Source organism: Salmonella sp. A1325 (assembly GCF_056991255.1).
Genome location: NZ_JAMLWO010000007.1, coordinates 76,953 through 89,719, shown reverse-complemented (window position 1 = coordinate 89,719; position 12,767 = coordinate 76,953). Strand labels below are relative to the sequence as shown.

Here is a 12,767-nt window from a genome sequence, read left to right as displayed (position 1 = left end):
CTTTTACCGGATGGCGGACAACGCGCGCGCCATCCAGCCCCATCGCATTACTTACTTCAAATCCGCATCGTCAAAGCTGAAACCGGTATCCGGCATAATCCAGAAACCGGTCAAATTTTTACTGTGCGCAGAAACCAATTTCTCCACCACCAACGGTATCCAGGGCGACTCTTTCCAGATAATATCCTGCGCCTCTTTGTATAATCGTGTTTTCTCCTGCGGATCGTTGGTCTTTAAGGCCGCCGCCAAATCGCTGTCGACCTGCTTGTTGCTGTAAAAAGCGGTATTAAACTGCGTCGGCGGCCAGTTTTGTGATGCGAAGAGCGGCGATAACGCCCAGTCAGCTTCGCCCGTCGACGCCGACCAGCCGGTATAGAACATTCGCACGCCGCTCTCTTTTTGCCCTTTGCCCTCAACTTCCGCGGCGCGCTGGCCGGCGTCCATCGCGGTTATCCGGGCTTTAATGCCAATCTGCGCCAGTTGCTGTTGGGTAAACTGCAACACTTTTTGCGCGGTGCTATGGTTGTGCGATGACCACAGCGTGGTACTGAAACCGTCTGGATACCCCGCCTCTTTCAACAGTTCGCGCGCTTTAGCCGGATCATAGGGCCACGGCTGATAGCTTTGCGCATAGGCTATCGACGGCGGCACCACGCCCGTCGCCGGCGTGGCGTATCCGGCAAACGCCACTTTAACCAGCGCCTGACGATTGATAGCGTAATTCAACGCCTCACGCACCTTAGGATTATCAAACGGCTTCTGCGTCACATTCATACTGATATAACGCTGCATAATGGACGGGCTGGCGACCAGTTCGAGGTTTTTATTTTTCGCCAGTAACGCGGCCTGCTCATAAGGGATAGGAAAAGCAAATTGCGCTTCGCCGGTTTGCAGCATCGCCGCGCGGGTATTGTTGTCAGTAACCGGACGCCAGGTAATAGAATCCAGCTTGGGTAAGCCCTGCTGCCAGTAACCGGCGAACTTTTTCACTTTGACAAAGTCGGTCTGATTCCAGGTTTCAAGCTGGTATGGACCGGTACCGACCGGATGAAAACCAATATCCTTGCCATATTTTTCCAGCGCTTGCGGCGAGATCATCGCCGTCGCCGGGTGCGCCAGAATATTAATGAAAGCGGAGAACGGCTGTTTCAGGGTAATTTTTACCGTTGCCGGATCGACAACCTCCGTTTTTGCGATATTTTTATACAGGTTATAACGCTTGAGGTGGTTATCCGGATTGCTGGCGCGATCGAGATTCGCTTTCACCGCCGCCGCATCAAAATCCGCGCCGTCCTGAAATTTCCCCCCCTGTCGTAGGGTAATGGTGTAGGTCAGACCGTCATCAGAAACGGTATAGCCTTTCGCCAGGACGTTTTTTACCTTCATGTCTTTATCCAGGCCAAACAGCCCCTGATAAAATGACTTCGCCACCGCCTGCGAGAGCGTATCGTTGGCGTCATACGGATCGAGCGTGGTGAAATTAGACCCTACCGCCACCACCACATCTTTGGCCGCCAGGGCCGGAAAAGCCGCAATGGATGAGGCCAGTCCCAGCGCCGCCAGCCATTTATGCGTAATAAATTGCGTCATGTTGTTCTCCTGAAACCCTGCCTGTCTGAATGTTATAAGCGCGAGAGCGCATTATCCTGCAGCGGCCGCGCAACATAATGTCCCGGCCCGACCAACTGTAATGAAACGGCGGGCGTCTCTTCGCCACGTTTATGAATATTGCTGGGTATATCATCTGATAGCAGAACGCGCCGCGGCCGGTGTCTGGAGGGATCGGCAACCGGCACCGCCGCCATCAATTTACGCGTATAAGGATGCTGCGGATTTTCAAAAACGGCGCGCCGCGGCCCCATCTCAACAATTTGACCAAGATACATCACCGCCACGCGATGGCTAATTCGCTCCACGACCGCCATATCATGCGAAATAAACAGGTAGGCGATCCCCATTTCCCGTTGTAAATCGAGCAGTAAATTAATGATCTGCCCGCGAACGGAAACATCCAGCGCGGAGACCGCCTCATCAGCAATAATCACTTTAGGATTCAATGCCAGCGCGCGAGCAATGCAGATGCGCTGACGTTGACCGCCGGAAAACTCGTGCGGATAACGCCAGGCATGTTCAGGACGTAATCCGACACGCTCAAGCAACCAGGCCACGCGCTTTGCCGCAGCGTCCCCCTGCCCCAGACCATGAATCCGTAAAGGTTCCATAATGGAATACCCCACGGTCTGGCGCGGGTCGAGCGAGGCGTAAGGGTCCTGGAAAATACACTGAATATCGCGGCGCAACGGCTGGAGTTTACCCGCAGACAGCGTGTCAATGCGCTGGCCGTTAAAGATAATCTCCCCCTGCCGGGATTCAACCAACCGCAGCAGCGCGCGTCCGGTCGTCGATTTTCCGCTACCGGACTCGCCCACCAGCGATAGCGTTTCGCCGGGCCAGAGATCGAAACTGATATTCTCAACGGCATGAACTTCACGCGTAACGCGATTAAAGAGACCGCTACGCAGCGGGAATCGCGTCACCAGTCCCCGAACCTGGAGAATAGGCTCGCCTTCCACCACCGTGTCTTGCTCAATCTGCGATTCATAAAGGGCTGGTTCGTCAGCGGAAATCAACGGGAAACGGCGTGGCAGCGAGTGGCCGCGCATCGCGCCAAGCTGAGGGACGGCGGCCAGTAACGTTTGGGTATAAGGATGCGTCGGCGCATGGAAAATCTGCTCTACGCTGCCGGTTTCCACGGCCTCGCCCTGATACATCACCAGCACGCGATCGGCAATATCCGCCACGACGCCCATGTCGTGGGTGATAAAAATCACACCCATCGACATCTCTTGCTGCAACACTTTGATAAGTTGCAGAATTTGCGCCTGGATAGTGACATCCAGCGCCGTGGTGGGTTCATCGGCAATCAATACCGCCGGACGGCAGGATAGCGCCATCGCGATCATGACTCGCTGGCGCATCCCGCCGGAAAGCTGATGCGGATAACGCGATAAAATCGCCTGCGACTCCGGGATCCGTACCTGATCGAGCATACGTTTCGCTTCCGCCAGCGCCTCTTCGTGGCTGGCACCCTGATGCAAACGAATAGATTCGGCAATTTGCTCGCCGACGGTAAATACCGGGTTGAGCGAGGTCATTGGCTCCTGGAAAATCATGGCGATATCCGCGCCGCGCACACGCCGCATCTGCGCGTCACTCTGCTCAGACAGCTCAATCACCTGGCGATTACGCCGACGCAACAGCATTTCGCCGCAGCGCACGTTCGCGCCCGACTGCTCAATCAGCCGCATTAACGCCAGCGCCGTCACCGATTTTCCCGATCCCGACTCGCCGACAATCGCCAGAGTCTCTCCACGCTTCAGGCGTAATGACACATTACGCACGGCGTCTATCTGTTGCCCTTCGTGGTGAAACGCGATATTCAGGCCACTGACGGACAGAACATCGCGGCTATCCAGTTCATCGCTGTGCGGCACCTGCGGCTCCTTATTCCCGGTAAATTCCTGTGGTAGGCGTATCCCCGGCATATCCCCAGGCGCGATACATCCCTTCGCTGTTAAACGGCAACGCGACATTACCTTCGTGATCAACAGCGATTAATCCACCGCTGCCGCCCAGCGCCGGTAATTTTTCCATCACCACGCGCTCACAGGCGTCGGCAAGGCTGAGTCCGCCATATTCCATCAATGCGGCGATATCGTAAGCCGCGAGCGTGCGAATAAAGACCTCTCCCGTTCCGGTACAGGAAACGGCGACGCTGGCGTTGTTGGCATAACACCCGGCGCCGACCAGCGGGCTGTCGCCGACGCGCCCGGGCAATTTATTGGTCATCCCGCCGGTAGACGTTGCCGCCGCCAGATTGCCGAATTTATCCCGCGCCACCGCGCCGACTGTACCCATTTTTTTCGTTTCGTCCAGCGGCGCGCCGCTGTGATCGAGCGCCATTTCGCCCGCCGCACGCGCGGCCAGTAATTGCTCGTAACGCGCCGGGGTGGAAAAGATATCCGGCGAAACGCGCGCCATCCCCTGTGAAAAGGCAAAGTTTTCCGCCCCTTCCCCCACCATGAGTACATGCGGGCTGCGCTCCATCACCAGTCTGGCGGCGAGCACAGGATGGCGAACATGACTCACGCCCGCGACGGCTCCGGCTTTCAGGGTATTGCCGTCCATCACGCAGGCATCCAGTTCATGAGTTCCGTCTCGGGTATAGACCGCGCCGATACCCGCATTGAAGAGCGGACACGCTTCCAGCAGGCGCACCGCTTCCGTCACTACATCAAGCGCGCTGTCACCCGCTTCCAGCATCTTTTGCCCGCTTTCGACAATCTCTGACAGCGCCTGGATATAGCGTAGCTCCTGCTCATGGCTCATTTGCGCGCGAGCAATCGCGCCTGCGCCGCCGTGAATCGCAATCACTGCTTTATTCATTTTTAGGGTCCATTAACGGTGGCACACAACTTTTACTATAACTATCAGAATTGTTGTGAGTTATTCATTCGATTTTTGAATATAGAAAGATGCGTAAGGTATGTAAAGGCGCAAGGCCGTCTCTAAGACCGAGGTAGCATACTGCCCGCCACTGTTTTCTGACATAATAGCCGGATTCGATTTTGCCTCGCAGGAGTATGTTCATGGAATTTTCCGCCGGATTGATGCCGCTTGAAACGGCGCTGACCCAGATGCTTTCACGTATTACCCCGCTCACCGCCGTAGAAACGTTGCCGCTGGTGAACTGCTTTGGCCGCATCCTGGCGACCGATATCGTTTCTCCCCTCGATGTCCCCGGCTTTGATAATTCAGCTATGGATGGTTATGCGGTACGCGTGGCGGATTTGTCCGCCGATAAGCCGCTGCCCGTCGCCGGCAAAGCATTTGCCGGTCAGCCCTACCAGGGAGAGTGGCCTGCGGGAACCTGCATTCGCATTATGACCGGCGCCCCGGTACCGGCAGGTTGCGAGGCGGTAGTCATGCAAGAGCAGACGGAACAAACCGATGACGGCGTGCGTTTTACCGCCGATGTTCGTTGCGGACAAAACATCCGCCGCCGCGGCGAGGATATTCGCCAGGATGCGGTGGTCTTTCCGGCCGGTACGCGCCTGACTACTGCCGAACTGCCAGTGCTGGCGTCGCTGGGAATTGCCGATGCGCAGGTTGTACGTAAAGTGCGCGTAGCGCTGTTCTCGACCGGCGACGAGCTCCAGCTTCCGGGCCAACCGCTGGAGGCGGGACAAATTTATGACACTAACCGTCTAACTATACATTTGATGCTGCAACAGCTTGGCTGCGAAGTGATCAATTTAGGCATTATTCCTGACGATCCCGGTAAGCTTCGCGCCGCATTTATCGACGCCGACAGCCAGGCCGATGTAGTGATAAGCTCCGGCGGCGTCTCGGTTGGTGAAGCGGACTATACCAAAACCATCCTTGAGGAGCTGGGCGAAATCGCCTTCTGGAAGCTGGCTATCAAGCCAGGCAAACCGTTTGCCTTCGGCAAACTCAGTAATAGCTGGTTCTGTGGCCTGCCGGGGAATCCAGTCTCTGCGGCGCTCACGTTTTATCAACTGGTTCAGCCTTTACTGGCGAAGCTTGGCGGCAACACGGCAAGCGCTGTACCGCCGCGCCAGCGTGTACGCACAACATCTCGCCTGAAGAAAACGCCGGGGCGTCTCGATTTCCAGCGCGGCATCCTGCAACGTAGCGCCAACGGCGAACTGGAGGTCACGACCACCGGACACCAGGGCTCACATATTTTCAGCTCGTTTAGTCTGGGCAACTGCTTTATTGTGCTGGAGCGTGAACGCGGCAATGTTGAGCCGGGAGAATGGGTGGAAGTCGAGCCGTTTAATGCTCTGTTCGGAGGCCTGTAATGGCGGAACTTAGCGACCAGGAGATGCTGCGCTATAATCGACAAATTATTCTGCGCGGCTTCGATTTTGAAGGGCAGGAAGCGTTAAAAGATGCGCGGGTATTAGTGGTCGGGCTGGGCGGACTCGGCTGCGCGGCAACGCAGTATCTGGCCGGCGCTGGCGTCGGGCAACTGACGCTACTCGATTTTGATACCGTTTCCGTTTCCAATCTCCAGCGTCAAACCTTGCACAGCGACGCCACGGTCGGGCAGCCAAAGGTTGAGTCCGCCCGCGACGCGCTGGCGCGAATCAACCCGCATATTACCATTACGCCCGTTAACGCGCGGCTGGACGACGACGCTATGACCAGCCTGATTGCCGGGCATTCGCTGGTACTGGACTGTACTGATAACGTTAGCGTACGTAATCAACTTAACGCCGGGTGCTATACCGCGAAAGTGCCGCTAATCTCCGGCGCGGCAATTCGTATGGAAGGACAAGTTACCGTCTTTACGTATCGGGAAAACGAACCCTGTTACCGCTGCCTGAGCCGTCTGTTTGGCGAAAACGCTCTGACCTGCGTAGAGGCAGGGGTGATGGCGCCGCTGATTGGCGTGATCGGTTCGCTACAGGCAATGGAGGCCATTAAGCTGCTGGCGCATTACGGTCAGCCTGCCAGCGGAAAAATCGTCATGTACGATGCGATGACCTGTCAATTCCGCGAAATGAAGTTAATGCGCAACCCCGGCTGTGAAGTCTGCGGACAGTAGCCACTTTACGGATAAACATACCAAAGCACGGTTTATGGCCGTGCTGTATCAACAGATAATTACTGTCATCAGACGCAAAGCCAGCTTACCCAAGCTCCGACTGACGATCGGCTCAAGCAGCGCGGCATCATCTTAAACGCCATATCACAGCCTCAAACCGTGATGTTGTACCTCATTTAACGCCTCTTTGTCAGAACCTCTCCATTCGTTGACGCACATCAAGACAGCTTTCATTCGAAAGTAATTTAATCTTTATATGAAATAAGAGAGGCCGTTTATGATCTTCAATATTCAGCGCTATTCTACCCACGATGGCCCCGGTATCCGTACCGTAGTATTTCTCAAAGGCTGTTCGTTGGGCTGTCGCTGGTGCCAGAACCCGGAAAGCCGCGCCCGCGCTCAGGATCTGTTATACGACGCGCGGCTGTGTCTCGAAGGATGCGACCTGTGCGCGCAAGCCGCGCCGGACGTCATTGAGCGCGCGCTAAACGGCCTGCTCATCCATCGCGAGAAACTGACCGACGCCCATTTTTCCATCCTGGCGCATTGCTGCCCCACACAAGCGTTAACCGTGTGCGGCGAAATAAAAAGCGTCGATGAGATCATGGCGACGGTACTGCGCGATAAACCTTTTTACGATCGCAGCGGCGGCGGTCTTACGCTTTCCGGCGGCGAACCGTTTATGCAGCCGGAACTGGCGGCAGAGCTGTTTAAAGCCAGCCATGACGCCGGTATTCATACGGCGGTTGAGACCTGTCTGCATGTCCCATGGAAATACATTGTGCCCTCACTGCCTTATATCGATCTGTTTCTGGCTGATTTGAAACATGTCGCCGACGGGCCGTTTAAGCAGTGGACCGATGGCAGCGCCTCGCGGGTGCTGGAAAATCTCAGGAAACTCGCCGCCGCGGGCAAAAAAATGGTGATTCGCGTCCCGCTGATTCAGGGATTTAATGCCGATGAGGAGGCCATTAAAGCCATTACCGACTTTGCCGCCGACGAACTGCACGTCGGGGAAATTCATTTTCTGCCCTACCACACGCTGGGCATCAATAAATACCACTTACTCAGTCAGCCCTATCATGCCCCGGATAAACCACTGGATGCGCCGGCGTTACTTGATTTTGCCCAGAAGTACGCCTGCCAAAAAGGTTTAACCGCGACCCTACGAGGATAATTATCATGACCCAACTGAAACTGGACACGCTCAGTGACCGCATTAAGGCGCACAAAACCGCGCTGGTACATATCGTGAAACCGCCGGTCTGTACCGAGCGCGCGCAGCATTATACCGAAATGTATCAGCAGCATCTGGATAAACCGATTCCGGTACGCCGTGCGCTGGCGCTGGCCCATCACCTGGCGGAACGCACTATCTGGATAAAACACGATGAACTGATCGTCGGCAACCAGGCAAGTGAAGTCCGCGCCGCGCCGATTTTCCCGGAATATACCGTCTCGTGGATTGAAAAAGAGATCGACGACCTGGCAGACCGGCCCGGCGCAGGTTTTTCCGTAAGTGAAGAAAACAAACGTATTCTGCACGACGTCTGTCCGTGGTGGCGCGGTCAAACCGTCCAGGATCGCTGCTACGGCATGTTTACCGATGAACAAAAAGGGCTTCTGGCGACTGGCATTATCAAAGCCGAAGGCAATATGACCTCCGGTGACGCGCACCTGGCGGTGAACTTCCCGCTGCTGCTGGAAAAAGGGCTTGATGGCCTGCGCGATAAAGTCGCCGAGCGCCGCTCACGCATCAACCTGACCGTGCTGGAAGATCTGCATGGCGAGCAGTTCCTGAAGGCGATTGATATTGTGCTCGACGCGGTAAGCCAGCATATCACGCGCTTTGCCGCGCTGGCGCGCCAGATGGCGGGCGAAGAGTCCCGTGAAAGCCGTCGTAAAGAGCTACTTACCATCGCCGAAAACTGCGAGGTGATCGCCCACCAACCGCCGCAGACCTTCTGGCAAGCACTGCAATTGTGCTACTTCATCCAACTGATTCTACAAATTGAGTCTAACGGTCACTCGGTGTCATTTGGTCGTATGGACCAGTATCTTTACCCCTATTATCGTCGCGATGTCGAACTAAACCAGACGCTGGATCGTGAGCACGCCATTGAACTGCTGCACAGCTGCTGGCTGAAACTGCTGGAAGTCAACAAGATCCGCTCCGGTTCGCACTCTAAAGCTTCCGCGGGCAGCCCGCTGTATCAAAACGTCACCATTGGCGGTCAGAATCTCATCAACGGTCAGCCAGTGGACGCAGTGAATCCGCTGTCTTACGCCATTCTGGAGTCCTGCGGACGTTTGCGTTCTACCCAGCCCAACCTCAGTGTGCGTTATCACGCCGGAATGAGTAACGATTTCCTTGACGCCTGCGTCCAGGTCATCCGCTGCGGCTTTGGGATGCCGGCGTTTAACAATGATGAAATCGTCATCCCGGAATTTATCAAGTTGGGGATCGAACCGCAGGACGCTTACGATTACGCGGCGATCGGCTGTATCGAAACCGCCGTCGGCGGGAAATGGGGTTATCGCTGCACCGGCATGAGCTTTATTAACTTCGCCCGCGTCATGCTGGCGGCGCTGGAAGGCGGTCGCGACGCCACCAGCGGCAAGGTATTTCTGCCGCAGGAAAAGGCGCTCTCCGCAGGCAACTTTAACAATTTTGACGAAGTGATGGCCGCCTGGGATACCCAAATTCGCTACTACACGCGCAAATCGATCGAAATTGAGTATGTGGTCGACACCATGCTGGAAGAGAACGTCCACGATATTCTCTGCTCAGCGCTGGTAGACGACTGTATTGAACGCGCGAAGAGTATCAAGCAAGGCGGCGCGAAATATGACTGGGTATCCGGTCTTCAGGTCGGTATCGCCAACCTGGGCAACAGCCTCGCCGCCGTGAAAAAACTGGTCTTCGAACAGGGCGTTATCGGTCAACAGCAGCTTGCCGCCGCGCTGGCCGATGACTTCGACGGTCTGACTCACGAGCAGTTGCGCCAGCGTCTGATTAACGGCGCGCCGAAGTACGGCAACGACGATGACAGTGTCGATACCCTGCTGGCGCGCGCTTATCAGACCTATATTGATGAGCTGAAGCAATATCATAACCCGCGCTATGGTCGTGGCCCTGTCGGCGGCAACTATTATGCCGGTACGTCCTCTATCTCAGCAAACGTGCCATTTGGCGCCGCGACCATGGCTACCCCGGACGGTCGCAAAGCGCATACACCGCTGGCGGAAGGCGCAAGCCCTGCATCAGGTACGGATCATCTCGGCCCGACGGCGGTGATTGGTTCCGTAGGCAAATTACCTACCGGTTCCATTCTCGGCGGCGTGCTGCTCAACCAGAAACTGAACCCAACGACGCTGGAAAACGAATCCGACAAACAGAAACTGATGGTTCTGCTACGGACGTTCTTTGAGGTGCATAAAGGCTGGCATATTCAGTACAACATCGTGTCACGCGAAACGCTGCTGGATGCGAAAAAACATCCGGACCAGTACCGCGATCTGGTCGTGCGTGTGGCAGGCTACTCCGCCTTCTTCACCGCGCTGTCGCCGGATGCGCAGGACGATATCATCGCCCGTACCGAACATATGCTGTAATTTGCCCTGGCGCCATCGGCAATATGTCCGAATTGCCTGATGGCGCTACGCTTAACAGGCCTGCGCAGGCCTGTTAATCAGAAGGGATCGGTGCCGTCAAGCACGGCCTGAATGACGTTGAGCGCGCCTTGATGGTTATTATCATCAGTGTGATAGCGTGAAAGCGCTTTGATATTGTCTGCAGCATTGCCCATGGCAAAAGAGTAATGCGCCATTTTCAACATTTCCGCATCATTACCGCTGTCGCCAATGGCGACGACATTCTGTGGCGACCTGTTCCAGCGCTTTAACAGACGACTGATGCCATTCGCTTTATGCAGTCCCGGGATAATCAGGTCGATAAAACCGAAGCCGCTGGTGACGGGCTTCATGATGCCATCCAGAGATACGTGCAGTTTGTCGATAACCAGCGGAATTTGTTCATCGGGCAAATTCAGGGAGAACTTAAACAGGATATCGTCAATGTCGTGATAATCGTTTACCGGCTGCAGGCGGTGATAATGTTTGGCCATCAGCGCCACGAAAGCCTCGGGAGCGTTTTTGCTGACATAAGCGCTTTTCAGACCACAGGCGACGAAGTTAAGCTGCTTATCCTTCAGCAGTTCGCCAATCACAATACGCGATTCATGCCAGGTTAGCTCCCCGTGAAACAACTGTTTGCCATGTTCATACACCAGCGCGCCATTTTCTGCGACGAAGGAAATTTCGTCTTTCAGCTCGGGGAAGAAGGAGATCAACTGGTAGTACTGATTACCGCTAGCGACCACAAATTCGATATTACGTTTTTTCAGTTCCTGGTATTGCGCCATGAAGCGTACACGATCGTACTGCTTGGCATCGTCGAGAAAAGTGCCGTCCATATCGGTAACGACAACGTTAACGGTCATACTTAAGCTCCTGGCTGTAACTGCGACCAGAAACATTTTAATAACAATGTGAGCAGAACCACAAATTTATTTCGAATGAAAAGTGGCTGAACGAAAGGAATAGCCGCATAAGACATTAAGGCGTCCTGGCCACCTTACGTTTTCCTCTCGCTTCCCTCTTTGTGTTCCCCTGCAATATTTTAAACTTGCATTAACCTTATTTTAACTTAAAGTATCACATGTAACTAATTTTACTTTCGAACGAAATACGGTGAAGTTGATATGACGACTCCTTTTACCCACGAAACGCTGCCCGCCGACCCAAAAGCGGCCATTCGTCAGATGAAGCAGGCGCTACGCGCGCAAATCGGCGACGTACAGGCGGTGTTCGACCGTTTGAGCGCCACCATAGCAGCCCGGGTGGCGGAAATTAACGATCTGAAAGCGCAGGGACAGCCGGTATGGCCAATTATCCCTTTTAGCGAACTGGCGATGGGCAACATTAGCGATGCCACCCGCGCCGAGGTTAAGCGCCGTGGGTGCGCGGTGATTAAAGGTCATTTTCCACGCGAACAGGCGCTGGCGTGGGACCAGTCGATGCTCGACTATCTGGACAAGAACCATTTTGACGAGGTGTATAAAGGACCGGGGGATAATTTTTTCGGTACGCTGAGCGCCTCCCGGCCTGAAATCTATCCTGTCTACTGGTCGCAGGCGCAAATGCAGGCCCGCCAAAGTGAAGAGATGGCGCTGGCGCAGTCGTTCCTCAACCGTCTGTGGCAGGTAGAGCACGACGGCAAGCGATGGTTTAATCCGGATATCAGCATCATTTATCCGGATCGCATCCGTCGCCGCCCGCCAGGCACCACATCCAAAGGACTGGGAGCGCATACCGACTCCGGCGCGCTGGAACGCTGGCTGCTACCAGCCTATCAGCAGGTATTCGCCAGCGTGTTTAACGGCAACGTCGAGCAGTACGATCCGTGGAATGCGGCGCACCGTACCGACGTTGAAGAGTATACGGTGGATAACACCACCAAATGTTCGGTATTTCGCACCTTCCAGGGCTGGACTGCGCTCTCCGATATGCTGCCCGGTCAGGGGTTGCTTCATGTCGTCCCTATCCCGGAGGCGATGGCGTATATTCTGCTGCGCCCGCTGCTGGATGATGTCCCGGAAGATGAATTATGCGGCGTCGCGCCGGGCCGGGTGCTGCCGATTTCTGAACAGTGGCATCCTTTACTGATGGCGGCGTTAACCAGCATTCCGCCGCTGGAAGCCGGGGATTCCGTGTGGTGGCATTGCGATGTCATCCACTCCGTCGCCCCCGTAGAAAATCAGCAGGGCTGGGGCAATGTGATGTACATTCCTGCCGCGCCAATGTGTGAGAAAAATCTGGCCTATGCGCGTAAGGTGAAAGCGGCGCTGGAGACAGGCGCATCACCGGGCGATTTCCCGCGCGAGGACTATGAAACCACCTGGGAAGGGCGCTTCACGCTGCGCGATCTGAATATTCACGGTAAACGGGCATTAGGTATGGACGTTTGATGGTCGTACAGCCCTGCCCGCTTAACTGCGGTGCGCCCTTTGTCTGGGCGCACCCGTCTTACCGGACCTACGCGCCAGGATACGTAGGCCCGGTAAGCACAACG

General features: G+C 55.4%; 9 protein-coding genes. 5 read left to right on the top strand and 4 right to left on the bottom strand.

All coding sequences use genetic code 11. The features are described from left to right. Nucleotides 1-51: 51 nt before the first annotated feature. From gsiB to iaaA, 3 genes are read right to left on the bottom strand one after another with little or no spacing between them, the layout of a single operon-like run. On the bottom strand, nt 52-1,590 hold the full coding sequence (gene gsiB, locus NAZ64_RS14845) for a glutathione ABC transporter substrate-binding protein GsiB (protein WP_483640975.1): 1,539 nt from the start codon (nt 1,588-1,590) through the stop codon (nt 52-54). 32 nt (nt 1,591-1,622) lie between these two features. Beyond that, nucleotides 1,623-3,494 carry a glutathione ABC transporter ATP-binding protein GsiA gene (gene gsiA / locus NAZ64_RS14840; RefSeq protein WP_001120575.1) on the bottom strand — a complete coding sequence of 624 codons (1,872 nt, stop codon included), beginning with the start codon at nt 3,492-3,494 and terminating at the stop codon, nt 1,623-1,625. Nucleotides 3,495-3,504: 10 nt separating this feature from the next. Next, a complete protein-coding gene (iaaA, locus tag NAZ64_RS14835; RefSeq protein ID WP_001030503.1) occupies nt 3,505-4,446 on the bottom strand; it encodes a beta-aspartyl-peptidase in 942 nt (313 codons plus the stop codon). A 203-nt stretch (nt 4,447-4,649) separates the two neighbouring features. Between iaaA and moeA the strand changes: the two genes are divergently transcribed. From moeA to NAZ64_RS14815, 4 genes are all read left to right on the top strand, one after another. Continuing rightward, nucleotides 4,650-5,885, top strand: a complete 1,236-nt coding sequence (gene moeA, locus NAZ64_RS14830; protein ID WP_000395792.1) for a molybdopterin molybdotransferase MoeA — start codon at nt 4,650-4,652, stop codon at nt 5,883-5,885. Beyond that, entirely contained in the window at nt 5,885-6,634 is a 750-nt protein-coding gene (gene moeB, locus NAZ64_RS14825; protein ID WP_000829280.1) for a molybdopterin-synthase adenylyltransferase MoeB, read from the top strand. The genes moeA and moeB overlap by 1 nt, the downstream gene beginning before the upstream one ends. Nucleotides 6,635-6,911: 277 nt before the next feature. Continuing rightward, nucleotides 6,912-7,811: a glycyl-radical enzyme activating protein gene (locus tag NAZ64_RS14820; RefSeq protein WP_000576951.1), complete on the top strand. Its 900-nt coding sequence runs from the start codon at nt 6,912-6,914 to the stop codon at nt 7,809-7,811. Between the two features lie 5 nt (nt 7,812-7,816). After that, on the top strand, nt 7,817-10,249 hold the full coding sequence (locus tag NAZ64_RS14815) for a glycyl radical protein (RefSeq protein ID WP_000192667.1): 2,433 nt from the start codon (nt 7,817-7,819) through the stop codon (nt 10,247-10,249). 77 nt (nt 10,250-10,326) lie between these two features. Here the strand turns inward: NAZ64_RS14815 and NAZ64_RS14810 are convergent, their stop codons facing one another. Then, nucleotides 10,327-11,136 carry a Cof-type HAD-IIB family hydrolase gene (locus NAZ64_RS14810; protein ID WP_483640974.1) on the bottom strand — a complete coding sequence of 270 codons (810 nt, stop codon included), beginning with the start codon at nt 11,134-11,136 and terminating at the stop codon, nt 10,327-10,329. Between the two features lie 261 nt (nt 11,137-11,397). Here NAZ64_RS14810 and NAZ64_RS14805 point away from each other — a divergent pair, with 261 nt between their 5' ends. Beyond that, entirely contained in the window at nt 11,398-12,663 is a 1,266-nt protein-coding gene (locus NAZ64_RS14805; RefSeq protein WP_000210951.1) for a DUF1479 domain-containing protein, read from the top strand. The last annotated feature ends 104 nt before the right edge of the window (nt 12,664-12,767 follow it).

Excerpts from the sequence above, each read along its gene's own strand:
- NAZ64_RS14820 (WP_000576951.1), top strand. The coding sequence starts at position 6,912 with ATGATCTTCAATATTCAGCGCTATTCTACCCACGATGGCCCCGGTATC.
- gsiB (WP_483640975.1), bottom strand. The coding sequence starts at position 1,590 with ATGACGCAATTTATTACGCATAAATGGCTGGCGGCGCTGGGACTGGCC.
- NAZ64_RS14805 (WP_000210951.1), top strand. The coding sequence starts at position 11,398 with ATGACGACTCCTTTTACCCACGAAACGCTGCCCGCCGACCCAAAAGCG.
- NAZ64_RS14815 (WP_000192667.1), top strand. The coding sequence starts at position 7,817 with ATGACCCAACTGAAACTGGACACGCTCAGTGACCGCATTAAGGCGCAC.
- NAZ64_RS14810 (WP_483640974.1), bottom strand. The coding sequence starts at position 11,136 with ATGACCGTTAACGTTGTCGTTACCGATATGGACGGCACTTTTCTCGAC.
- moeA (WP_000395792.1), top strand. The coding sequence starts at position 4,650 with ATGGAATTTTCCGCCGGATTGATGCCGCTTGAAACGGCGCTGACCCAG.
- moeB (WP_000829280.1), top strand. The coding sequence starts at position 5,885 with ATGGCGGAACTTAGCGACCAGGAGATGCTGCGCTATAATCGACAAATT.
- iaaA (WP_001030503.1), bottom strand. The coding sequence starts at position 4,446 with ATGAATAAAGCAGTGATTGCGATTCACGGCGGCGCAGGCGCGATTGCT.